This window comes from Streptomyces sp. NPDC053079 (assembly GCF_044546695.1).
In the GTDB taxonomy this organism is placed as follows: Bacteria; Actinomycetota; Actinomycetes; order Streptomycetales; family Streptomycetaceae; genus Streptomyces.
In genome coordinates this window covers 88,222-109,980 of the sequence record NZ_JBITZJ010000008.1, presented here as the reverse complement: position 1 = coordinate 109,980, position 21,759 = coordinate 88,222, and the positions used below count along the sequence as shown (strand labels likewise).

General features: G+C 69.9%; 23 protein-coding genes. 7 read left to right on the top strand and 16 right to left on the bottom strand.

Translation table 11 applies throughout. The annotated features are described in order from the left end of the window. Positions 1 to 17: 17 nt before the first annotated feature. A complete protein-coding gene (locus tag ACIGXW_RS28190; protein ID WP_071962783.1) occupies positions 18 to 467 on the bottom strand; it encodes a DUF779 domain-containing protein in 450 nt (149 codons plus the stop codon). Positions 468 to 634: 167 nt separating this feature from the next. Between ACIGXW_RS28190 and ACIGXW_RS28185 the strand changes: the two genes are divergently transcribed. After that, complete coding sequence (locus ACIGXW_RS28185) at positions 635 to 1,285, top strand: DUF4291 domain-containing protein (RefSeq protein ID WP_399575549.1); 651 nt, start codon at positions 635 to 637, stop codon at positions 1,283 to 1,285. Between the two features lie 19 nt (positions 1,286 to 1,304). Here ACIGXW_RS28185 and ACIGXW_RS28180 read toward each other — a convergent pair whose 3' ends face one another. The 3 genes from ACIGXW_RS28180 to ACIGXW_RS28170 form a co-directional block, all read right to left on the bottom strand. Next, entirely contained in the window at positions 1,305 to 2,105 is an 801-nt protein-coding gene (locus ACIGXW_RS28180) for a class F sortase (protein ID WP_399575548.1), read from the bottom strand. A gap of 19 nt (positions 2,106 to 2,124) precedes the next feature. Further along, the gene (locus tag ACIGXW_RS28175) at positions 2,125 to 2,832 is read right to left on the bottom strand and encodes a hypothetical protein (protein ID WP_399575546.1); all 708 of its coding nucleotides are present in this window, start codon (positions 2,830 to 2,832) and stop codon (positions 2,125 to 2,127) included. A 221-nt stretch (positions 2,833 to 3,053) separates the two neighbouring features. Further along, positions 3,054 to 4,055, bottom strand: coding sequence for an alpha/beta hydrolase (locus ACIGXW_RS28170; protein ID WP_399575545.1), 1,002 nt, complete (start codon positions 4,053 to 4,055; stop codon positions 3,054 to 3,056). A 458-nt stretch (positions 4,056 to 4,513) separates the two neighbouring features. On the opposite strand from ACIGXW_RS28170, the gene ACIGXW_RS28165 reads away from it, so the two are divergent. Further along, on the top strand, positions 4,514 to 5,008 hold the full coding sequence (locus ACIGXW_RS28165; protein WP_399575543.1) for a hypothetical protein: 495 nt from the start codon (positions 4,514 to 4,516) through the stop codon (positions 5,006 to 5,008). A gap of 25 nt (positions 5,009 to 5,033) precedes the next feature. Here ACIGXW_RS28165 and ACIGXW_RS28160 read toward each other — a convergent pair whose 3' ends face one another. Further along, complete coding sequence (locus ACIGXW_RS28160; protein WP_399575542.1) at positions 5,034 to 5,438, bottom strand: hypothetical protein; 405 nt, start codon at positions 5,436 to 5,438, stop codon at positions 5,034 to 5,036. Between the two features lie 259 nt (positions 5,439 to 5,697). Between ACIGXW_RS28160 and ACIGXW_RS28155 the strand changes: the two genes are divergently transcribed. Continuing rightward, positions 5,698 to 6,240 (top strand): hypothetical protein, encoded by a 543-nt coding sequence (locus ACIGXW_RS28155; protein WP_399575541.1) that lies wholly within the window; start codon positions 5,698 to 5,700, stop codon positions 6,238 to 6,240. A 1-nt stretch (position 6,241) separates the two neighbouring features. Here ACIGXW_RS28155 and ACIGXW_RS28150 read toward each other — a convergent pair whose 3' ends face one another. The 7 genes from ACIGXW_RS28150 to ACIGXW_RS28120 all read right to left on the bottom strand — a co-directional run bounded on the left by ACIGXW_RS28150 (position 6,242) and on the right by ACIGXW_RS28120 (position 14,068). Beyond that, entirely contained in the window at positions 6,242 to 6,670 is a 429-nt protein-coding gene (locus tag ACIGXW_RS28150) for a hypothetical protein (protein WP_399575539.1), read from the bottom strand. A gap of 2 nt (positions 6,671 to 6,672) precedes the next feature. Beyond that, positions 6,673 to 7,383 (bottom strand): vWA domain-containing protein, encoded by a 711-nt coding sequence (locus ACIGXW_RS28145; protein ID WP_360912584.1) that lies wholly within the window; start codon positions 7,381 to 7,383, stop codon positions 6,673 to 6,675. Between the two features lie 20 nt (positions 7,384 to 7,403). Further along, a complete protein-coding gene (locus tag ACIGXW_RS28140; RefSeq protein ID WP_399575537.1) occupies positions 7,404 to 8,561 on the bottom strand; it encodes a lipopolysaccharide kinase InaA family protein in 1,158 nt (385 codons plus the stop codon). 11 nt (positions 8,562 to 8,572) lie between these two features. Then, positions 8,573 to 9,538 carry a serine/threonine protein phosphatase gene (locus ACIGXW_RS28135; protein ID WP_399575536.1) on the bottom strand — a complete coding sequence of 322 codons (966 nt, stop codon included), beginning with the start codon at positions 9,536 to 9,538 and terminating at the stop codon, positions 8,573 to 8,575. A 290-nt stretch (positions 9,539 to 9,828) separates the two neighbouring features. Beyond that, positions 9,829 to 11,196 (bottom strand): hypothetical protein, encoded by a 1,368-nt coding sequence (locus ACIGXW_RS28130; protein WP_399575534.1) that lies wholly within the window; start codon positions 11,194 to 11,196, stop codon positions 9,829 to 9,831. Between the two features lie 24 nt (positions 11,197 to 11,220). Further along, on the bottom strand, positions 11,221 to 13,536 hold the full coding sequence (locus tag ACIGXW_RS28125; protein ID WP_399575532.1) for a hypothetical protein: 2,316 nt from the start codon (positions 13,534 to 13,536) through the stop codon (positions 11,221 to 11,223). Positions 13,537 to 13,672: 136 nt separating this feature from the next. Further along, on the bottom strand, positions 13,673 to 14,068 hold the full coding sequence (locus tag ACIGXW_RS28120) for a hypothetical protein (RefSeq protein ID WP_399575530.1): 396 nt from the start codon (positions 14,066 to 14,068) through the stop codon (positions 13,673 to 13,675). 282 nt (positions 14,069 to 14,350) lie between these two features. On the opposite strand from ACIGXW_RS28120, the gene ACIGXW_RS28115 reads away from it, so the two are divergent. Further along, positions 14,351 to 14,923, top strand: a complete 573-nt coding sequence (locus ACIGXW_RS28115) for an FABP family protein (RefSeq protein ID WP_399575529.1) — start codon at positions 14,351 to 14,353, stop codon at positions 14,921 to 14,923. Between the two features lie 22 nt (positions 14,924 to 14,945). Here ACIGXW_RS28115 and ACIGXW_RS28110 read toward each other — a convergent pair whose 3' ends face one another. From ACIGXW_RS28110 to ACIGXW_RS28100, 3 genes are all read right to left on the bottom strand, one after another. Beyond that, entirely contained in the window at positions 14,946 to 15,785 is an 840-nt protein-coding gene (locus ACIGXW_RS28110; protein ID WP_399575528.1) for an alpha/beta fold hydrolase, read from the bottom strand. Continuing rightward, complete coding sequence (locus tag ACIGXW_RS28105; RefSeq protein ID WP_399575526.1) at positions 15,782 to 16,375, bottom strand: TetR/AcrR family transcriptional regulator; 594 nt, start codon at positions 16,373 to 16,375, stop codon at positions 15,782 to 15,784. The genes ACIGXW_RS28110 and ACIGXW_RS28105 overlap by 4 nt, the downstream gene beginning before the upstream one ends. Before the next feature lie 131 nt (positions 16,376 to 16,506). Beyond that, on the bottom strand, positions 16,507 to 16,950 hold the full coding sequence (locus ACIGXW_RS28100) for a hypothetical protein (protein WP_399575525.1): 444 nt from the start codon (positions 16,948 to 16,950) through the stop codon (positions 16,507 to 16,509). 262 nt (positions 16,951 to 17,212) lie between these two features. On the opposite strand from ACIGXW_RS28100, the gene ACIGXW_RS28095 reads away from it, so the two are divergent. Next, entirely contained in the window at positions 17,213 to 18,217 is a 1,005-nt protein-coding gene (locus ACIGXW_RS28095; RefSeq protein WP_399575524.1) for a helix-turn-helix domain-containing protein, read from the top strand. Positions 18,218 to 18,401: 184 nt separating this feature from the next. Here the strand turns inward: ACIGXW_RS28095 and ACIGXW_RS28090 are convergent, their stop codons facing one another. Further along, the gene (locus tag ACIGXW_RS28090) at positions 18,402 to 19,112 is read right to left on the bottom strand and encodes a hypothetical protein (protein WP_399575523.1); all 711 of its coding nucleotides are present in this window, start codon (positions 19,110 to 19,112) and stop codon (positions 18,402 to 18,404) included. A 736-nt stretch (positions 19,113 to 19,848) separates the two neighbouring features. Between ACIGXW_RS28090 and ACIGXW_RS28085 the strand changes: the two genes are divergently transcribed. After that, a complete protein-coding gene (locus ACIGXW_RS28085; protein ID WP_399575521.1) occupies positions 19,849 to 20,610 on the top strand; it encodes an SDR family oxidoreductase in 762 nt (253 codons plus the stop codon). 171 nt (positions 20,611 to 20,781) lie between these two features. Beyond that, positions 20,782 to 21,678 (top strand): helix-turn-helix domain-containing protein, encoded by an 897-nt coding sequence (locus ACIGXW_RS28080; protein ID WP_399575520.1) that lies wholly within the window; start codon positions 20,782 to 20,784, stop codon positions 21,676 to 21,678. Positions 21,679 to 21,759 lie beyond the last annotated feature (81 nt).

The following is a 21,759-nucleotide window of genomic DNA, read 5'->3' as shown; positions in this document are numbered from 1 at the left end:
AGGGCCGGCCGAAGAGGTCAGGCCCGCCGGCCGTCGGGCACGCGTGCTTCCCGTTCACCGGGCACGCGTGCCTCGCGTCCGTCGAGCAGACGGGCCTCCTCGTCGGTCAGCAGCCGCGAGCGGATGAGGAACCGCACTCCCTCGGGCGCCTCGAGCGAGAAGCCGCTGCCGCGCCCCGGCACCACGTCCACCGTCAGATGGGTGTGGCGCCAGCGCTCGAACTGCTCGGCCGACATCCAGAACCCGACCGGCTCGTCCACGTCCTCCACGGCCAGCTCCGCCAGCAGCACGTCGGAACCGCCCGTGCGGAACTCACCGCGCGGATAGCACATGGGCGAGCTGCCGTCACAACAACCGCCCGACTGATGGAACATCAGCGGCCCGTGCTTCGCCCGCAACGCACGGATGAGCCGGGCGGCGGCGGGAGTCAGCGCGATGCGGGAGACGCCCTCGTTGCCCTCGTTCATGAGAGGTGCCCGGGCGTCTGGGATAAGTGCGAAGTCATGGAATATCCCTCCTCGATGTGCTGGGGGACGACAGCCTGCCCCTGCCGCGAGCTGATCGCCAGGGGTACGACGCGGCCCCGCGCGGTAATGCGGTGGCACACGCGGGCCGGTTACCCCATTCTGTCGGGGTGAAAGAACCACAGGTCACAGCGGAACGGATCGTCGGAGAGGCCCCGCGGGAGGCGGAGCCGAGGTACCGGATACGGGCCGTCCACACGGCGGACACGGTGACCGTCTACCAGGCCTACACCCCCGCGATCGGCCTGCCGGCGGCGCGCGACGGCCGCTTCCCGGCCGCCTGGAAGCGGGACCGGATGACATGGATCAAGCCCTCGTTCCTGTGGATGATGTACCGCTGCGGCTGGGGCACCAAGGAGGGCCAGGAGACCGTCCTGGCCGTGGAGATCAGCCGCGAAGGATTCGAGTGGGCCCTGCGCAACGCCTGCCTGTCCCACTACGAACGCGGCCTCCACGCCGACCAGGCCGCATGGAAGAAGCAGCTGAAGGCCGCGCCGACGAGGGTCCAGTGGGACCCCGAACGGGACCTGTACCTGCGGGCGTTGCCGTACCGCTCGCTGCAGCTGGGCCTGTCGGGCGAGGCGGCCCGCCGCTACGCCGACGAGTGGACGGTCGCCATCAGGGACGTCACCCCGCTCGCGACGCGCGTCCGCCGGCTCGTGGGGGAGGGCGCCGTGGACGAGGCGGCCCGGCTGCTGCCGGAGGAGCGGCCGTACCGGGTGGCCGACGAGGACGGGGTGCTGGCGCGCATACGGCCTTGAGGCCGGGCCGGTGGGGTGGTCAGGTCGCCGCGCGCGGTTCGTCGGACGGGTCTGCCGTGCCTGCCGACCCGGACCCCGACCCCGTACCCGTCCCCGGGTCGGAGCCGAGGCCGGATCCCGGGCCGGTCCCCGGGGCGCGCGGCATGCGGGTGCTGGGGGGCAGTTGGCCGGCTCCGGTCAGGTATGCGGAGACGACCACGTTGGCGGTGTACTCGTGCTGGGCGCGGTTGTAGTCCCCGCCGCACGTGATCAGGCGCAGCTCGGCGCGCTTGAGGTCGGGCGCGCCGTAGACCTTGTCGGCGTCGAACTTGTCGTTCTCGACGGTCGTGACGCTCTCGACGGTGAACTCGGCGACGGTTCCGTCCGTGCGCGTGACGTTGATCTTCTGGCCGCGCTTGACGTTGCTGAGCTCGTAGAAGACGGCGGGGGACTTCTTGGTGTCGACGTGGCCCACGAGGACGGCGGCGCCACTGCTGCCGGGTTGCGGCCCGTCCTGGTACCAGGCGACCGCGTTGGGCCGCTCGTACGGCGGTGCTTCGACGCCGCCCAACGCGTCGAGCCCGTGCGCCTCGATGGGGGCCCGCAGCCCGAGGGCCTTGATGACGAGCGCCTGGGGGCCTGCCCCCGGCAACGGTTCGTGTGCCGGGGGCAGGGAGTGCGCGGGAGGGCGGCCTGCGGTGGCGACGTCACCGGTCTTCGGAGCCGTGGTTATCGGCTCCTCGGTGTTGCCGTTGCCCAGTAGCCACAGTGCCGTGAGCAATGCCGCCCAGGCCACCCTTGTCAGCAGGCGGCTGTAGCCGCCTGTGCGCACCTCTGACATATCGCGGATTCGCTTTCTGTCACTGCTTGGCCGCGTTGGCGCGACGGCGGTACCAGATCAGCCCACCTGCGATACCCACCGTGGCACCTGCGAAGGCGAGTGCCGGGGTGTCGAGAGCCGAGGACTCCGAAGCGGCCACGTTGGCGGTGGCGCCACCACCCGCGTGGGCGTGGTGACTCGGCCGGCCGTGGTGCTCCTTGCCGCCGTCGTGGTGGTCGCGCCCGCTGTCGTGGTCGCGTCCGCCGTCGTGGCCGTGTCCACCGTTGTGGTGGTCGCGGCCGTGGTCATGGTCGCGGCCCTTGTCGTGGTCGCGGCCCTTGTCGTGGTCTTCGTGGTCGTCCTTGTCCTTGTCGTGGTCGCGGCCCTTGTCGTGGTCGTCCCGGTCGTGGTGCTTGCGACCGTGGTCGTCGTCCCGGCCGTGGTCGTCGTCGCAGTCGTCGTCGTCCTTGTCGTGACGGCCCTTGTCGTGCTTGCCGCTGTCGTGGTCGTCGTCGCAGTCGTCGTCGCGACCGTCGTGATGGTCGCGGCCGTGGTGCTTGCGACCGTGGTCGTCGTCGTCGCAGTCGTCATCGTCGTCGTGATGCCCGGTGGCGAGACGAGTGTCGACCTTGGACAGCTCAACCGTCCCGGCCTTGGCGGCCGGGTCGTTGAGGGCGTAGGCGGCGGGGGCCGCGCAGACGGCAACTGCCGTAAGAGTGCCGCAGAGTGCGGTACGGATTGATTTCACGGGGTGTACCTCCTTGCTTCCGAGGTTCACCCGGCAACCCGGGCGGAGCATCCGCAGGGTAGTCGTATTGCTCCATTCGGTAAGGGATTCCGGCCGGATGGGTGGCGCGGCCCGGGATTCCGACTGAATCCGGGGCGGCGGGGGCTTGGTCGAGGAGGCGGTCCCAAGCCCCTGCGCCGCAGGTGGGAGGCCTTACGCGAACGTCCTGAGGGGATGCGTCGTCAGGAAGAGGGAGTCGGCCCCTCGATGTGCTCGCTTATCCACTCGATGGGGCCCTTGCCGAGATTCGGGGCGTAGGTGGCGCCGTCGTGCCTGCCGCCTTCGATGGTGTTCAGGTAGGTGTGGACCGGGCCCTGGGTGTATGTCGCCATGAATTTCTTGACGTCGGGCAGGGTGTGCTTGTTGCTTTCCCTGGTACCGACCTGGAAGGCGAGATAGACGTCCGGGCCCTTGGTGTCGATCAGCCGCTTGGCCAGCACCTCGGGGTTGTTCTCCGCCTTCTCCTTCTCGTGGCCGTTCCAGAGGGGAGAGTCGGGGACCACGTCGGGCCCGTTGGCGATGACGGCCTTGAACTTGTCCGGGTGCTTCAGCACGGCCTTGAGGCCGGCGAACCCACCGGTGGAAGAGCCCATGAAAGCCCAGCCGTCGCGCGACGTGAGGGTGCGGAAATTGGCCTTCATCAGATCGGGGACGTCCTCGGTCAGCCAGGTGCCCATCTTCGGCTGGCCGGGGATGTCACTGCCGTCCCAGTAGATTCCCTTGTCGTCCGGCCCCGGATTCAGCACCGGCATGGCCAGCAGGAACGGCTTGCTCTTGCCCTCCTTGTACCACTTGGCCATGTTCTCCTGGAACCTGAAGCCGGCCCACCAGTAGTTCGTGCCGTAGCCCGGCCCGCCGGGCAGAGCGATCATGACGGGGAACCCGCTCTTGGCGTACTTCGGGTCGTCCGTGTACTCCTTGGGAGCCCAGACCCACACCTTCCCCTTGAAGCCCGACTTCTTGCCGTCGAGGGTGACGACGCTGACGTGGGTGCCGTCCTCCAGAGTCCTCGCGTTCTTGAAGTCCGCGGCGGGACCGGTCGGCATGAGGACCTTGGGGTCGGCGGCCTTGGCGCCGTTGCCCCCGCCTTTGCCGCCGCCACCCTTGGACTGGCCGGGGCCGACCTTGCCGTAGCTGACGGGGTCGCCCTTGTCCGTGAACGGGGGAATCTCGAAATGCCTCATGACGGGCCAGGCGATCAGCCCGAACACGACTATGCACGCCGTGACGATGCCCCATCGCCTCGCCCGCGAGGGCCGGCGAGGCCCCCGGGGCGGGTGAGTACCGGAAGGTGAACGCGTCATCGGCTCGCTCCGCAAGGGTCCGCGGCCCCGGAGGGCACATGGCAGGTGGTGTGCCCTTGTGGAGGGGGGAGCGGGGCCTGGGCGTTCCCGATGCGTGGCGTGAAAACCGCCACAGGGGCGGAAAGCGCTGGTGCGCGGCAGTGCGCACTTGTGGAGACGCGGTGGCGGGCGTCACGGTCGGGGAGGGGCCTGGCAGCAGCGCATGTGCGGAGGGGGGAACGGGCGTGGGGGGAACGAGCGCGTCATCCGGTTGGGTCGAGAAGACCTTCGGGGACTTGGGTGGTCCTCTATCGAAGGTGGTGCCGGCGTGCATAGTGCGCGCCCACGAACGGGCGAGGGTGGGACACCAGGGTGTCGACACACAGACCCTCGAGGCCTACGGTCACGGGCTGCACGCGGCCCAGTACGAAGAACTGGCGACGGGCCTGGAGCCGCTGGGGGCGACTCCCGTGCGCCTGCAGGGCCGCGCGGTCATGGTGATCGCCGGACACGTCCTGTACCCGATCCGCTATGCGAAGGCGGACGTGCCGGTGACGGTTGCCCGGCTACGGCGCGCGGCCGGCCTGCGGTTCGACCTGATCCGTCGCCACGGGCCGGAACCTCTGCAGGAGGAGCTGGACCTCGGCCTGCAGGACACGCACGCCCAGGAGATCCACGGCGACCTGAGCCGCCTCGCCCCGGACGTGAGCCTGGTCCTGGTGGCGTACGCCTGCTCCATGGACCGCGGGGTGATGCGCCTCGAATGGGGCATCGCGGAGGTGCTCCCGGACCGGTGTTTGCTCTGGCACCACCATGAGCCGCTGCCTTTGCCGGATCGACCAACGCTTGCCTGACATTCATGGCGCTCGAAGAGAGGAGTCACTTGGGCGACGGCTCCGGAGTGATCTCCTCCTGGCCGATTTGATCGCCGGAATCGTAGATCGTGACGACTCCGTCGTGAATGACGTAGCGGTACGAGTCGTTGTTCGCCTCGTACCCGTCGGTCGTCTTCTCGGCGCGCATGGCGATGCCAGGCTCGCGGTGGTCACTGAACTCTCCGAAGTAGTAGAGCGAGCCGCCGGTCGTACGACACAGCGTGATCTGCTTGTTGTCCGTGCGGAACGCGTCGACCAGCTCGGCGTTTTCTCCGCGGGGCAGCTCGGCCGCGATCCGGCCCGGGCAGGATGCCGCGGTACGGCTCGGGCGTGGGTCACTGTCCGGGCCGTCGGAGTCGAACATGCCCTGGCACTTGTCGACCAACAGGGCGAGAAGAACGAAGATCACAGCCGCCCCTATGCAGCCTGACAAGCGCCCTTCGGAGTTCTTTTTGGGGGCGGCCGACGGCCAGGGCCGCGGCGCCGGGGACGGAGCGGGCGCGGGCCGTGGAGGGGAGTGCGGGGCCGGCGGGCGTGGCGCCGTGGGGGTATAGCCGGCCGTTCCTGATGAGGGGTAGAAGATTCCCTCGGGGCGCGGGCCGCCAGATGCGCCGCGCCCGGAGCCAGTCGACGGTCGGCTGGCGGCGCCGGGGCTGGGAGGCTTCGGCGTGGACGCGGAAGCCCTAGCCGCGGAGGATCCGGAGGGCGCCCGTTTCGGTGTCGGCCTCTTGGGTGCTGTCGTCCTGGCGGTCGACTTCTTCGGCGCGGCCTTCCCGGTGCCGGACGGTTCCCCGCCTGATGGCCCTGCGGCGGGCTTCCTGGCAGCCGACTTCTTCGTGGCCGCCTTCCAGTCCGTGCCACAGACGATGCAGGCGAGGTCGCTGCGGGCGTTGTTCGTATCGCACAGGTTGCATCGCCAACCGGCGGCGGGCCGCCCCGCCGCCGGTCGCTTTGCCGCTGAGGGAGGCTTGCGAGGGGCGGATTTGGCGGCACTCGGCCTCGACGGAGTCGGCTCGGCGCCGGTGGATTTCGGAGAGCCCGGCTTCGATGCCGCCGGTTTCGAGGCCGTTGGGCCCGTGGCGGCGGCCGTGCGACGCATCCCCCCGCAGATCGTGCAGGACCTTTCCGCAGGAGAGTTGTACGTGTCGCAGTCCGCGCAGCGCCAGTTGGCCGTTGCCCCCACTCGTGTTCTACCTCTCCTTGTCGAGTAGTTCAGTCGGTGTCGCGTGAGATTCGGGCCATGACGTGCTCGAACAGCTCTTCGGACGCCGGTCCCGCAGGAGCCACGATCCAGCCCGGCCCGTCGGGGACCCTCTCCAGCTCGGTGTCGTCACCTCTCTCCTCCGGTTGGTCCGGCACCCCGAACTGCAGCCACAGAGTGTTCATGAACATCTGTGCCTCCCGGGCCTGCCGGGCCGGAGCGTCGACACGCACTACCACCAGGTCCTGCCTCTCCTGCGCATCGCCCCCTGCGGAGAAGCGAAAACGGAAGATCAGCTGACATCCGCTGTCCGGGCCGGGAGAGTGGAATGTCGCGGCGACGCACCGCTCCAATTTGGCGTCGAGCACGCCGAAGCTCTCCCAGACGAACTCCAGGCGGCCCTCGCTGCCGCACGACAGGGAGAACCCCGGCCAGTGCAACTTCACAGGCTGTTCGCGATCGTCTCGATGATCTCGTCCATCTCGAATTCCTCCAGGCCCGCTCCGGCCTTGGACGCGAAGTGGAGGGTCAGGTCCCACTCCTCGGCGATGGGATCGGACCAGGGAGCTCCCTCCGGGGCGAACAGGACGAGCCGCTTCGCCGACTGCTCCATGACGGCGGTCTGGCTGCGCGCGTAACCCCACTGTTCGAAGAGGTCGTCGATGCTGCGCGGGATGTCGGACGGGTAGGTATGTGCCGTGGTGCCGACCGTGCCAAGGGGGTGGGCCGGGGCGTCGGTGAACATCACGATCACATGGCGTCGACGGTCGAGGCCGGTCTCCCACGGCGCGTTGATGGCCAGAGCGAGTGCCTCCAGGCCGGATTCCGGGATGTCGCCGCCGCCGGACGCCTCGATGCCCCGTACGAACTGCTCGAAGCCCTTCGCCTGGGAGGGCAGGTGCAGGAAGTCGGTCTGTTCGATTGCGGACCCCGGGTCGTCGCCGAAATCCCGGAAGGCGATGGTCTTGAGACGTAGCTGGCTGATTGCCTTTCCCTTCTTTGCCATCACGTCGTTGAGCCGGTCATGGAACTGCAGCGCGCTCGACTTCACGTTGTCGAGGACGGGAAACATGCTGCCGGTGGCGTCGATGCACAGGACGATGTCCACCGCGTACTGCAGGTTGCCCTGGTACTGGTCAATGTTGGCGTTCACTCACGTCTCCTTGTGTGGGGTCAGGGTGTGCGACGTTCCCGGCCGCGGTCACCCAGGTTGATCCGGACCCGGGACGGCCGAGGGCCGGGCGGCTCGGTGGCCGCAGGCGCCGGGTGGGCGGCCGCGGGCTCCGCGGCGGCCGGCGGTGGTGGAGCGGGCGCGGTCGTCCCGGTGCCGGCCCGTCCCGCCGGCCCCTGCTTGAGGTTGGTCCGGATGCGGCTCGTGCGAGGCGCGGGTGCCTTCGGTCCGCTGGCCGTGGCGGGTGCAACCGCCGGCTTGCTGGTCCCCGGCCTGCGGTGCTGGAGTGCGCACACCTTGGGATCCGACAGCGCCTTCAAGAACGCCGCCATGCGTGGGCGCCTGCCGGGAGCGCGGGCGGTCATGGCGCGCAGAAGCCCGAGCATGTCATCGGACAACCGTGTGCTGAACGAGAGTTCCTCGCCGGCGTTCACCGCGTCGGCCGGGGAGCCGAACCGCTCCGCGTAGTGCGGAAGCTCACCCGTGATGTAGAGGTGCGTCATCAGTCCGAGTGCGAACACGTCCACGGCGCAGGTGAGGTGCTCCGGGCCGACCCCGTCATCGCGCTGCATGTAGCGGCGCCACTCCGGCGCCCCGTACACCGAGTCGCCAGAGATGTCGTCGGGCTCCGGCGGGCTCCCGGAGATGTACGAATCGTCGAAGTCGATGAGTTTCGCGGTGTGGAACGCGGCGTCGTCGCGCTTTTGCACCAGAACATTCAGCGGCTTCAGGTCACCGTGCACCACGTCGATGTCGTGCAGCTGCTTGAGGCTCGTGCCGAGGGTCTTGAGCAACACCATCTTGTGGCGCGGCTCCAAGACCTGCGGCTTCTCCAGGCTGGAAGTGTCGATCCGCTCCGTGACCTTGTAGTACGTGCTTCCCTCATGGAAGAAGTCCGTGGCCAGAACGATGTTGCCACCGCCTCGGGCGTCGGGCCGCAGACGCGTCATGATCGTACGGTGGCGCTCCTCGAATTCCCGTGCCAGCTGGCGGCGGATTCGCAGGCTGGGGGTGTCGCGGCTGTCGTCGTCACGCGGACGCTTGGGCTCCAGGAACTGCTTGACGAAGTAGTGAGACCCGCCCTTTTCGGCGAACGCCCATATGCATTTCCCTCCGTTGGCGTTGGTGGGCTCTGTGGTGATGCGGTAGCCCGCGATCACATCGCCGTTCTTCATGCTCGCTCCTCGGGTGCGGGCGGCAGGTATGTTTCGTAGCTGGCGCGGTAGGCGTGCCAGGTGTCGTCCTGCCAAGCACGGATGGCGGCGGATATCTCGCCCGGGTCCTCCTGCTCCGGAGGCCGGCCCGGGGACGCCGCCGTCCGGCGGTCGAGGGCGTGAGGCCGTGTCCGAACATGGCGGTCGGTCACATGGCGCAACCGATCGGCGAACAGGTCCCGCAGGGAGGCGAAGTGTTCGTGGCCCAGGGCCAGAAGGGCGAGAGAGGCGTCGTCCGCCGTGTAGCTCTGCACCTCGCGACGCAGCAGATCGGCCCACTCGTCCTCGGTGTTGGCCTCTTGCAGCGTACGGAGCAGAACGTACTCGAAGTCCGCAGGGGTGTGGACATAGCCGAAGAACCCGTCGGTGGCGACGACGAGCACGCAGGGCAGCGGAAAGTCTGCGAGGAATTGCGTGTCGACCTCGAAGCCGCGGTCCGCGCAGATCAGGTTGGTCATGGGCGGGTCGGTGCGCAACAGCTCGAGGGCGTCGCTCTCGCGGGTGTGGTCGCGGGTGAGCACGTGCAGGCCCGTCGCGGGCAGCAGTACGTACGCCCGGGAATCGCCGGCCCACAGGGGCCGCAGCTCTGCATGGGCGCCGCCGCCCAGTACGCGATAGTGCACAGCCGCCAACGTGGTGGGCAGCTGGCGCCGCATCGTGCCGCTGATCTTGCTACGGCGCTGGGGTGCCTTGGACAGGAACCACTGGAGGTACTCCTGCAGGTCCTCCGGCCCGCCGGGCTCGCCACCCCGCGCCACTTCGCGGAACCAGCAGTCCGTCGCCAGGCGTGCCACCCGCGCGCCTACCCAGGCACCGGTGCGCGTGGTGCCGTCCGGGGCCTGCCACACGGGAGCCGCGCCCGAGCCACCCGAGCCGTCGAACACAGCCAGCAGCCCTTGGTGGCTTTCCCAGTGGTGTGCCACAAACGGTTCCGCGTCTTCGCCGCGGCCGTGGACCCGTTCCGTCCAAACGGTGAGTGCCCGCACCCCGGACTCGCGCCACGCCCAGATCTGCTGCGGAGGTTCCAGGCGGTCCGCTTCCGCCTCCGCGCGCGCGGCCGTGACCTGCGGCTCGTCAGATACGGAAGCAGGAGATCCTTCGACTTGCGCGTCGAGCGGGAACGTGAGCGGGCCGGTCTGCTGACGTGTCGGTGCAATCCAGGAGCGCGGCTGAGGTGCCGGGGCGGCGTGCCGTGGCCGGGGAGCATGTTCGGTCATCGTCGCTCTCCCTCGGTGCCGCCATGCGTACGCTTGGCGGTTCCTCGAACGCGGCTCACACGGGGTGCGGGAGCCTTGGGGCGATCGGGGGTGTCCCCGGAACCGGGGTACGGACTGTGCCGCTCGGTGTTCCCGTCTCCGACAGGTGGACGGTGGGGCGCTCGTTCCACGGTGTCGCTCTCGTCGGTCGACGAGGAGTGGCTGCTGCCGGGTGTCGGCAGCGGTTCGTCGCCGGGCGGGGTCGAGCCTGCGCCGGCTATCCGGGACGTACCTCGCCGTGGGTCGTGACGGCTGGCGCGGTCGTGGGACGTGGGGCCCCGGCCGTCGTCGGTGGTGCGGGGCTCGTGATGGACCACCTCGCCCCGAAGCGGCGCGCGACGTGAAGAGTCCGCCCCGGAGACCGGGGCGTCGTCCCGGGAGGCAGGATCCAGCGCACGGGACAGGGAACCGCTCAGCCGGCCGCGCCGCGCCGCAGTATCGAACACCCCGTCTCCGTCGCGCAGCACCTCCTCCAAGACCGCGCGCTCCAGCTCGGTCTGCTCGAACGGTTCGCGGTCGGCGTCCCCGCGTTCCAGGACCATGCGCATCACTTCACGCCGGACCTCGCGCTTCTCCGCCTCCCCCTTCTCGATCCAGGCCAGCGCCGCACGGGGACCCTCTCTTTCCATGATCTCGGCGATGAGGCCGTCGATGCCGTCTTCGCGGATCATGTCGAGGTGCCTTCCACGACGCATGCCCGCGAGCCGCGTCTCCCGTACGACGTCTCTGAACTCTCTGCCGCTGGCGGCGATTTCGTCCTCATCGACGAGTAGTTCCACCTGTATGCCGCGGAGGCGTATCGCGTCGTCGCCGGTGAAGCCGGAAAGAGCGGCACCGAGCGCCTGCTCCGCCTCGTGGAACTGGGCGATGTCGTAGTCCCGGGCAACTGCGCGCAGTGTTTTGCGTAAGAAGCCGTACAGTGCTCCGCTCATGTCCCGGATGCCGCGCGACACCACCTTCGCGGGGTCGGCCACTCGGCACACCAGCTCCACCCGGCTGCGGAACGAGAATGTGGGGTCACGGCTGAGCAACGGGATGTCGAGGACGAGCCGGTGCTCGGCCAGGTCGACGGTGAACACACTGCGATATACGCCGAAGCGCGAGGACGGGATCTCCTCGCCGCTGCGGATCGTCAGCGAGGGCCCGCTGTCCCGCACCAGGACCAGGGCGCGCCCCGGATCCGGAGGCCGGAGCGGATTGGTCAGCCGCCACTTGGGTAGCTCCTCGATCGCCAAGACCGGATCGTAGGTGTGTTCCTCCACGGTTTCTTCCACCCCTTCGCTGGGTTCTCGCGGCGTGCGCAGGACAGGCGTGCGGGGTCGCATGTCGCGGACGCCTACTGATGGGCGTCAAGAATCTCGCTCGAGCCGGCGATACAGCGCTGCCGCGTTCGCGGACGGATGCTCACGGTCGTTCGCCCACTTGGCCAGCCACCACAGGAGCCGCTCGCGGTGCCGGCCCGGTCGGCCGGCCACATCGGCAAGGAGCGTCCCGATCGCGTCGAGCGAGCCGGGGCACCGGTCTGCGTACGAGGTCACCCACTCGCGCAGTGCTACCAGCGCGGTGTCCTGTACGGGACGCCGGGCCAGGGCCCGCGCCCACAGCTCGGCAAGCCGGTCGCTGTGCCGGGCGAGGTCACTCAGCAACAGTGGAACTCCCGGGACGACGGCGCGCCCGGTCGCATCGGGGCCGTCTGAGGGCTTCTCGTACGGACGGGACGCCGCGAAGACGAAGGCGGAGAGAGTCTTGACGACTATCGGGGAGAGGTCTTGTGGCGCCGACCAGTCGAGGTACGCGTCGAGCAGAGGGCCGGCCTGCCCTTGATGGATCAGATGGACGCCGCCCCAGGCAACCGAGGGCAGGGTGCCCCAGTCGTCCCCGCGATCCAGGGCGCTGCGCAGCACCGCGACGGCCTGGTCGGGAGAGTGCCGGCCGAGGATCCCGCCTGCGGCGTTCGCCGCTGTTCCCGCGAGGCGCCGCTCGTAGGCCGAGCTGCCCCGGCAGGCCCAGTCGTGCAGCAATCCCCAGACGGCATCCGCTGATTCGGGGCGGCTTCCTGCCACGCCGAGCGCAGTGGCGGCGGCCTGCCGCAAGGGCCACGAGGTGCTTCCGGCCCATGTCGTGAGGAACCGGTGCGTGGCGTAATGGTGATCCGCCCAGGTGAGGACGCCGGCGGCGACCGCGGCCCGCGCCCGCACCTCGAGATCGCTGTGGCTCAGCAGCCTCCGCAACCACTCGAGCACGGCGTCGCGGCGGCCGTCGAGAGTGCTCCAGGCGTAGACGAGGATCACCTGGCCGAGCAGGGCGTTGCGGAACCGTACCCGCATCGGGCCGGTAGCGACTGCGGGCCCGGAGTCGGCTGCCTGGAGCTGTATCCAATGCTGCTCATAGCCCAACCGGTCCCGGAACCTCAGGTCGGGCGGGGCGAGGTCGGGGGGAGTGAGAGCCGCGCAGAGCTTGACCGCGGCCTCCGCGACAGTGAGGTAGCCGCTGTCCTCCAGGACGGCGGAGGCGAGGGTGAATGCGAGCGCTTCCGGTTCACGGTGCTGGTCGAACCATGCGCGCACCTGGCCGCTGGGATCGCGCAGGGCGGCCACCGCAGCTGCCACATCCCCGCCCGCGCTGATCACCGAGGCGAGGCGAACGGCGTGCCGTGCGGCGGGCTGCTCGCGCAGCGCCCCGGCGGTGCCGCTGGATTCGATCAGCGCGTGCAGCTCCGCGCGGGCGTCGGGATCCTCGCTGTGTCCCAGTACGCGACGTTCGAGGACGGCCAGCGGGTCGACCGGCGTCAGAGCGTGCCGGGCGACCGTTTCGCCGCCCGGTCCGGCGGCGGCCACGGCGAGGTCATGACCGCCTGTGAGCACGAGATGGCAGCCGGATGCGCGTAAGGCGGCGACTACAGAGGCCAGCTGCCGTACTCCAGCGCTCCCCCGTCCGGCACCGACGGCCCGGCTCGCACCGAAGGCCGCAGCGAATTCCCCAACCCCAGAAGGCCCGTCCGTCAGTTCGGCCAAATATCCGCAGTTTTTGACGGGCGGCTCCCAGCCCGGTTCGAGCATCGCGGCAGGCTCGAGGAGCCGGTGGCAGCCGCCGTCGCCCCCACCGTCCAGGGCGGAGGCTTCGGCCAGGAGGTTGACGGCGGTGGCCTCGCGGCCGCTGCCGGCGGGCCCTGTCAGGACGAGCAGTCGATGCTCGCACAGGCCGCCCAAGGCCTCGTCGTATCCCTCGGGTTGCACGAACAGGTCGGTGAACTCGGCGAGTTCCTGCGAGGTGAACGGCAGAGCAGCCTCTGTATTCCGCAGGCCCGCGGGGGTGCCGTACGGCCGACCGCCTGCTGTGTGGAACCCACCGCCGAAACTGACCGTGTCGTTGAACAGCGCGAGGGTGCCGATGCGGGTGCCGGACGCGTCGGCGTTCAGGCGCTGGGCGATGAGATCCGCGATGGCGCCTGCACGAAGCGCCTCGGATCGCTCGGCCGCTTCGTGCCCGACGCCGTCGGCGAGGGAGCGCAGGGCATCGGTCTCGCTGACGGGGCCATCGCGTTCCTCGCCGGAGAGCGGCTCGGGAGCGGTGTCCTTCGTGGCCGACGCTGGGTCGGTGGCAGTCGGTTCCGGTACGGGGGCCTCGGCTTCCGCACCGGGTTCGGCCGTGGGTTCCTTGCTCATGACTCTCGGTCTTCTGGAGGCTGGATCGGGTCATCCGGTGCGGTAGGCGCGCAGCGCGGACGCATCGCACGGCGGCGCGGGCCGCCTGAGGTCACAGACGCGTGCTCCGGTGGGTGAACGGCAAATCCACCTGCCGTTACGAGATGTTCCAGTCCCCCTGCACTTCGACCTTCTCATTGAAGACCTGCGCGTTCTTGATCATCGCCGCGTTGACCTGGGCACCGCGCCCCTGGGCACTGACTGCCTGGTCCACCAGGCGCCGCATCTCGTCCTCGAAGGACCGGTCACGCAGCATATGGGCGGCGATCACCCGCTCGAGCTCCTGCTGGGCGGCCTCGTCGCTCGGTGTCCGGGTCAGCCGGTCCAGTGCGTTCTGCGCGTCGGTGTCGCCGCGGAACCTCGCACGGATCCGCTCGACCAGACGCGCTCCGCCGCCCCAACCGGACCGTCCGGCCTCCTGGCCGACCGACTCCAGGGCCCCCTTGGCCATGAGCGCGACACCTGCCGCCGCGACGGCTGTTACCGGATCCATCTCTTGCTCTCCCCGTTTCCCGCACAGACAAGGCAGTTAATCTAGGGGACCTCCATAACTTTTGAATGCTCTTTCGCGCGGTTGGCCGAAACTCGCCTGACAGCCGCGCCCGTCGGAGGCGGGATGTCCGATGGGTGGAAATGTGGAGCAAGCGTGGATGTTTACCGTCCACTTGAAGTAAACGGTGCGAAGGTTCCACGGCGTGCCCTCCGCTGCCCGGCGCCCGCGGACGGACACCCTGGGCTGTTACCCGGCACTGGCCTCGACCCAGGAGCACTCATCATGTTCGACGCGGCCCACGAACCCCCGTACCCCGACGCCTTTCGACCGGACGAAGCACCTGCACCGCACGAACTGCTCGCGCCGCTGATCGGGTTCCTGGGCACCTGGACCGGTCGGGGAATTGGTGGGTACCCGACGCTCAATGAGGAGTTCGCGTACGCGCAGGAGGTCACCTTCAGCCACGACGGGCGTCCCTTCCTCCGCTACGAGGTGCGCGCCTGGCTCCTCGACGCGGACGACGCCCCGCTGCGGCCGTCGGCTCGGGAGAGCGGCTGGTGGCGGCTGCAGCCCGACGGGCGCGTGGAGGCGTTGATCACCCAGCCCACCGGCGTCGCGGAGATCTCGGTCGGCCGCGCCGGTGACGGCACGGTCGATCTCGCCACCCATGAGGTGGCCCTCACTCCCACAGCCAAGGAAGTCAACGCCACCCGCCGCCGCTACACTCTGACCGACGAGGACACGCTCGTTTTCGTCCACGACCTCGCGGCGGTTGGTCAGCCGTTGCAACACCACCTTTCGGCACAGCTTCGACGCGGGGGCAGAAGCTTCAGCGACCGTCTTCGGTTGGGTTGACCACGGAGACGCGGATTCGGTCCTACGCGCGGAAGGCCTTCCGGAGGAGTTCGCCGAACTCGGCGGGGTGGGTGGTCAGGCCGGTGTGCCCGCCGGGGAAGTGCAGGAGCTCCGTGCCGAGACGCTCGGCCAGGAGTGCGGCCGGACGGTAGGGCAGTTCGCCGCGCGAGTCCTGGCCGCAGGCGAGCACGAGCCGGTCCGACAGCGCCTCCAGGCGGTGGAGGTCCGGGGCGTAGGACATGAAGCTGGGCACGATGCGCCCGACGAAGTACGGCAGGTTGGCCATCGTCCGCTCGGCCCGGGCCGCCGCCTGGGGCGGAAGCTTGAGCTCGGCCTTCGGCTCGGCGGTGTCGTCGCCCTTCTTCTTCATACCGGCGGCGAACACGGCCATCGCCGGCATGAGCCCCTCGGCGCGGAACGTCTCCTGCACGCGTGCGACGAGAGCACGGTGTTCGGGGGCGTCCGGAAGGACCTCCACCAGCGGCGGTTCGTGCGCCACGAGGCGTTCGACGCGTTCGGGGTGGGCGGTGAGCAGGTGCACGGCGGCGATCGCGCCCGAGCTGGAGCCGAACACCCGGGCGGGCTCTCCGGGCGACAGCAGGTCCAGTATCCGCAGCGCGTCGTCGGCGTGCTCGGCCACACGCTGCTCGGCCTCGGGGTCGTCCAGCGTGCTGCGGGACATGCCGCGCGGGTCGTAGGTCGCGACGGTGTACTCGGCGGCCAGGTCGTCGGCGATGCCGTCGAAGGCGGCCGCGCCGCCCGACCCTCCGGGGATCAGCAGCAGGAGCGGGCCCTGACCGCGTACTTCGTAGTGCAGGGTCGCGCCGTTCACGCGCAGGCTGCCGGTGGTCGGGTCGGTCATGAGGAGTCTCCTTCTCGGGACGGGGGCCAGTGCTCCAGGAGGGCGTGCAGGGCGTCGAGGGCGCGGAGCCAGGACTGCTGCGGCGAACGCTGGTGCGCGAACCCGCCGGCGGCCTCCAGGGCGACGAATCCGTGGAACGTGCTGCGCAACAACCGGACCGCGTCGGTCAGGTCGGGCTCGGCCAGTCCGTAGCCGCGCAGCATGCCGTAGGTCAGCTCGACGGCGCGGCGCGGTCCGGGCGCCTGTGCGGCCAGCTCGGGGTCGATCTGGATCGGGGTCTGCGTCGCCATGTAGCGGCCCGGACGCTCGTGGGCGTACTCCCGCCAGGCGTTGGCGAACGCGACCAGCGCGTCCTTGCCCGCCCGCCCGGCGGTCGCCTCCGCGATACGGAGGGTCTTCTCGTCCGCCGCCAGCAGCGCGATCCGTCCGCGCAGATCCTCAAGGTTGCGCACGTGGCTGTAGAGGCTCGCGTCCTTCACGCCGAGCCGCCGTGCCACCTGCGACATGGTCACCCGGTCGAGTCCGACCTCGTCCGCCAGCTCGGCACCCGCGACCGTCACCCGCTCCGCCGTCAGCCCTGCACGCGCCATGCGCCCTCCAGTCGTTCCTAGTGGCTCTAGTTTTAACCTAGGGGTCCTAGGTAAGCAAGCGGGAGACAGCGCGAAGCCCGTCGGCCGGACCTGGGCACTGTCCGGGCCGGGCGGTCCAGCGGCCCAACGGCTCAGCCGGAGTGGGCGGGAGCCAGGCCCAGGGAGCGGAAGGTGACGCGCTGGTCGAACCACAGCAGGGTCACCGTCAGCGCGGCCATGACGAGTCCGAATGCGAGGTGGCCGGCCGTCGAGGCGACCGGAGCGCCGACGGCGGCCAGCAGACCGTGGACGCCGAGGCGCAGGGCGACCAGGGCGAACACGATCTTGCGGGTGCGGGAGTTCTTGAGCATGGCCTTCACCAGCTTCGCCCGGCGGCGCAGCACCGTCAGGCCGACCAGGATGTTCACGGCGCAGAGGACGGCGAGGACCATCCAGGCGCCGTCCCACGCCTTGCAGAGGTCGAACGCCGCGGCCAGGGCGCCTTCGAAGGTGAAGAACCACACCGGCAGCGGCTTCACCCCGGAGAGGGCGGCGGCCTGCGTGTTCTCGGTCTGCCGCTCGGTGATGCCGTTCATGTGACCCGCTCCTGAAGGTGATGTGACGTGTGCGTGTGCCGGCTTTCCGACAGCCACGATCATTCCGGCCGGTGGACGTCGTCGGCAGAGTTGGGTGTCCTCCCTCCTCCATGACAAATGTCGTATCGGGGCGGCGGACGGGCTGCTCGGGTTGCCGTGCGGAAGCCATGAGGAAACGGATGCGTGAGAATCGATGGCCACCCATCGGCGCCTGATCCAGGGCGGCGAGGCAGTGACGGGGCCACGAGGCGGAGGAGACAGGATGCTGACCGAGACCGAGTTCCGGACCGAAGACCTACCCGGTACGGACCGGTTCGACTTCTGGCGCGAACGCATCGGCCGCACCCACGCGCCGCTGGACCTGCACAGCGAATACGCGGCGGATTACCGGGCGCATCTGCGCGTCGTGGAGCTCGGCGCGGTTCACATCTGGCCCACGACCCACCAGGCCCTTCGCTTTCGCCGGACCCCGAAGCTCATCCGCCAGTCCGATCCCGAGCGGTACCACTTCGGGATCCCTCTGCACGGCACCCACCGAGTCGCCTGGGACGACCGGAATGCCGTACACGGGCCTTACGAGATAGTGCCCTTCGACAGCTCACGGGCTTGCGAAGTCACCTGCGTCAACGGAACCGATCCCTTCTACGGGATCGGGATCGAAATCCCCAAGTCGTTACTGCACCTGCCGCAGAGCGCAATGGACCGGCTGTTCGCCCGTGGAATGTCCGGACGGGAGGGGATGGGCGCCCTACTCGTCCAGTTCCTCACCCAGCTGACGGCGGACACCAGCCCCTATCTGCCGTCCGACGGCCCCCGTCTGGGAACGGTCGTGGTCGACCTGCTGTCCGCACTGTTCGCTCACACTCTGGACGCCGACCGCTCCCTTCCGCCGGAAACCCGCAGCCGGACTCTGGTGCTGCGCATTCGCTCCTACGTCCAGCAGAACCTGCACGACCCGAGGCTGACCCCGCGCGCGATCGCCGCCGCGCACAACATCTCCACCAGCTATCTGCACCGCCTCTTCCAGGACGAGCACGAGACCGTCGCGGCCTGGATCCGCCAACAGCGCCTGGAATGCGCCCGCCGCGACCTCGCCGACCCCGCGATGTCCTCCACCACCATCCAGGCCATCGCCGCCCGCTGGGGCTTCACCCGCGCCGCTGACTTCACACGCGCCTTCCGCACTGCCTACGGCATGCCGCCCAAGCACTACCGCCAGCAATGCCTCCACAGCCCTGCTGAACCGACTGCGTGGACTCATTGCTAGGAACCTGTGGACGCTGCGCGAACGACTTCCGGCCGTATCTCCGGCAAGCTGGCTGACAGCTGCAGCCGGGAGGCGGAGGTGTCGGCAAGCCGGATCGGCTTCCAGCGCGTACCTGCAAGGACATACGGGGGTTTTCCTTGCAGGTACCGGCCCCCCCATCCCGTGTCTGCAGCGCAGACCCCGGCTACTGCATCAGCTCCATGTGGGGATGCTCCGGCGACGCCGGGCATATGTAGAGCTGCTGTTTGTAGCCGCTGCCGATCTGGACCCTGGTCGGCCGCACCGCGTCGCGGTGACGATCGCCGGTGGAGGCGGCGGCGTCCCGGACTTCGTACGGGATCCAGCTGTCGTCGGCCGCGTTCCATTCGAACGTGGCGATGGTCAGCAGCGGATCCATCTCGGTGCCGCAGGCCCGGCAGATCCGGGGGGAGGGGTCGGTGTAGCCCCACTGGGCCCAGCCGCCGGCCTTCCAGCCGGGGGCGACGGACAGCGCGTTGTGGTAGAAGGACTCGGGGTAGGGAGCGTAGGAGCTGTCCACACCGTCGACTCCCTGCCACCTGCTCCAGTCCCCCAGCTGCTCTTGCAGCTCCTTGCTCAACTCGCTGGAGCTGGGGTATTCGGTGACCTCCTCCGGCGCGAGCACGCACGGCACGGGCACATACTCCTCGCACTCCACCAAGGGCGGCTCCGGAGGCGAGGTCAGGATGTCGGTGACGGCGGCCGCGGACCGCCAGAACACCGCGGTCCTGGGCATGTAGATCTCCTCAGGGTGGTCGAGGGGGCACCACAGCACCTGGAGCAGATCGGCCTCCGACCCCCCGGGCGGGCGCAGCAGGGGGACGTCACGCGCGTACAACTGGGCCACGGGCAGCATGGCGACCGGGCCGTCGGCCACTCGTCGTCGAAGTCGGTCTGCAGCACCCGCTCAAGGACCGCCCTCTCCTCCGGCGTGTACGAGCCGGCGCCGGGATCGTCGGGGTGCATCGCCTCCCGCGCCCGGACTCGCCGCTCCAGCCGCAGCACCTCCAGCGAGTGGGATGCGCCCGCGTGCGGCTCGTCGCAGTGCGGCCACGGCTCGTCGGCGGGCCACAGCAACGGCCCGCCGATCGAACTGTCGTGCAGCGACGGGTCGCCGGGGTGGGGGTGCAACCGGGTTGCCTTGCGTGCCAGCGGAGCCAGTTGGGGAAAGAGCGTGGCGACGTCGAGCGGCCGTGGCGGGGTGGTACGGATGGCGGTCATAGCGGCGATGTTGCCAGCAGCCTCTGACAATGGGCGTACCGATCCGTGCCCACTGCGCGTCAGCCAACGACACACCCGGAGCAACGTCCCCCTGATCCAAGCGAAACTGCCTGGGCCAGGCCTAGGGTGGTACTGGCTTTCCCAGGAACGGCAGAGCTCTGGGTCGCCGTTTCGGCCGGGCGCAGAGTGGTCCGCATCAGCCCACCGCGCCGGCCCGCCGGGGCCCGGCGGGCCGATGGGTGCCCACCGGCTCGCCCGGCCCCATCGGCTCACCAGGACCATCGGCCGTCGGGGCCAACACCGGCCCCTCGGCCACCCGGTCCACTCGGTCCAACCGGCCCAACCGGTCCACCCGGTACCGGCCTGCGCAGCAGACCCAGGAGCACGTACCCATGAGCTACCCCGCCCTCGCCACCCGCACCGCGGTCGTCACCGGAGCCGCCAGCGGCATCGGCGCGGCCGTCGCCCGCCAGCTCGCCGCCGGTGGCGCCCGCGTCGCGCTGCTCGCCCGGCGCACCGACCGGCTGGAGGCGCTGACGGCCGAAATCACCGCGGCCGGAGGCCAGGCCCTCACCGTCACCGCCGACGTCACCGACCAGGCATCCGTCGACGCGGCCGCCAAGGCCGTCCACGATGCCTACGGCCGGGTCGACCTGGTGGTCAACAACGCCGGTGTGATGCTGCCCAATCCCCTCGCCGACGGCCGGCTCGACGAGTGGACCCGCATGATCGACACCAACCTCACCGGCGCCCTGCGCGTCATCCGCGCCTTCACCGCCGACCTCACCGCGGCCGCCGCCGACGGCCGCACCGCCGACCTGGTCAACGTCTCCTCCATCGCCTCCCACGTCCTCTTCCCCGACTACGCCGTGTACGGAGCCACCAAGGCCGCCCTCACCCAGCTGTCCGCAGCGCTGCGCACCGAGCTGGGCCCGCTCGACGTCCGGGTCAGCACCATCGAGCCGGGCCTGACCGACACCGAACTCGGCGGGCACATCGACAACCCCGAACTGCGCGAACAGCTCGGCGGCATGTTCGATGCGATGCCCGCCCTCGCCGCCGAGGACATCGCCGACGTCATCGCGTACACCGTCAGCCGCCCCCGGCACGTCAACCTCCGCCAGTCGATCGTCCTGCCGACCCGCCAGGCCTGACGCATTTCGCCAGGCACCGCGCCGGGACCCGGGCGGCCGCTGCGCCTGGCGGCCCGCGCGCCCGGTGTCCCGCGCGCCCGGTGTCCCGTGCGCCCGGTGTCCCGTGCGCCCGGTGAGCCTGGCCCTGACAGGGCCAGGCTCACCACCCACACCACCAGGCACAATCACCGCATGAGCACAGCGATCGACCTGGGTGCGTTCCTGCGGACCCGCCGCGCCCGTCTACGCCCCGAAGACGTCGCCCTGCCGGACTACGGCGGCCGGCGCCGGGTCGCAGGGCTGCGCCGCGAGGAGATCGCCCAGCTCGCCGGCGTCAGCGTCGACTACTACATCCGCATGGAACAGGGCCGCGTGCGCCCCTCACCGGCCGTCCTCGACGCCCTCGCCCGCGCCCTGCGCCTGGACGAGGACGAGACCCGCCACTTGCACCGCCTCGCCCAGCCCCGCCCCACGGCCCGGCATGCTCCCCGGCCCCGCCCCGAACAGCAGCAGGTGCGCCCCATGCTCCGGCTTCTGCTGGAGGAATTGCGGGACGTCCCGGCCATGGTGATGGGCCGGCGCATGGACATCCTCGCCTGGAACACCGCCGCCTGCGCCCTCTTGGGCGACTACGCGTCCCTGAAACCCGCCGAACGCAACATCCCCCGCATCACCTTCCTCGACCCCGCCTCCCGGCACCTCTACGCGGACTGGACCGCCTGCGCCCGCGAGAACGTCGCCTACCTGCGCCTGGAGGCCGGCCGGTACCCCGACGACCCGCAGCTGACGAGCCTGATCGGGGAGTTGTCGCTGAAGAGCGAGGACTTCCGCCGGTGGTGGGCCGAGCACCCCGTCCAGGACAAGACGTCCGGCACCAAGCGGTTCCACCACCCGGTCGTGGGCGACCTGGCCCTCACCTACGAGACCCTGCGGGCCGCGGACGACCCCAGCCAGGCCCTGATCACCTACGCCGCCGCCCCCGGCACCTCCTCCCACGACGCCCTCCGCATGCTGCTGGCCTGGGCCGCCCCGACGGCCACGACTGCCCCGCACACCACGGTCGGCGGACGACGGGGGCACGAGGGCTGAGAGGCCACGGGTCACGGTCCGGCCTATGGCCGGAAAGAATTGCTACGACCTTCTGAACTCTCAGGATTTGCACACCGGTTG

Coding starts and splice junctions, on each gene's coding strand:
- ACIGXW_RS28190 (WP_071962783.1), bottom strand. CDS start 467: ATGAACGAGGGCAACGAGGGCGTCTCCCGCATCGCGCTGACTCCCGCC.
- ACIGXW_RS28180 (WP_399575548.1), bottom strand. CDS start 2,105: ATGTCAGAGGTGCGCACAGGCGGCTACAGCCGCCTGCTGACAAGGGTG.
- ACIGXW_RS28170 (WP_399575545.1), bottom strand. CDS start 4,055: ATGAGGCATTTCGAGATTCCCCCGTTCACGGACAAGGGCGACCCCGTC.
- ACIGXW_RS28130 (WP_399575534.1), bottom strand. CDS start 11,196: ATGCGACCCCGCACGCCTGTCCTGCGCACGCCGCGAGAACCCAGCGAA.
- ACIGXW_RS28125 (WP_399575532.1), bottom strand. CDS start 13,536: ATGAGCAAGGAACCCACGGCCGAACCCGGTGCGGAAGCCGAGGCCCCC.
- ACIGXW_RS28120 (WP_399575530.1), bottom strand. CDS start 14,068: ATGGATCCGGTAACAGCCGTCGCGGCGGCAGGTGTCGCGCTCATGGCC.
- ACIGXW_RS28115 (WP_399575529.1), top strand. CDS start 14,351: ATGTTCGACGCGGCCCACGAACCCCCGTACCCCGACGCCTTTCGACCG.
- ACIGXW_RS28110 (WP_399575528.1), bottom strand. CDS start 15,785: ATGACCGACCCGACCACCGGCAGCCTGCGCGTGAACGGCGCGACCCTG.
- ACIGXW_RS28105 (WP_399575526.1), bottom strand. CDS start 16,375: ATGGCGCGTGCAGGGCTGACGGCGGAGCGGGTGACGGTCGCGGGTGCC.
- ACIGXW_RS28100 (WP_399575525.1), bottom strand. CDS start 16,950: ATGAACGGCATCACCGAGCGGCAGACCGAGAACACGCAGGCCGCCGCC.
- ACIGXW_RS28095 (WP_399575524.1), top strand. CDS start 17,213: ATGCTGACCGAGACCGAGTTCCGGACCGAAGACCTACCCGGTACGGAC.
- ACIGXW_RS28085 (WP_399575521.1), top strand. CDS start 19,849: ATGAGCTACCCCGCCCTCGCCACCCGCACCGCGGTCGTCACCGGAGCC.
- ACIGXW_RS28080 (WP_399575520.1), top strand. CDS start 20,782: ATGAGCACAGCGATCGACCTGGGTGCGTTCCTGCGGACCCGCCGCGCC.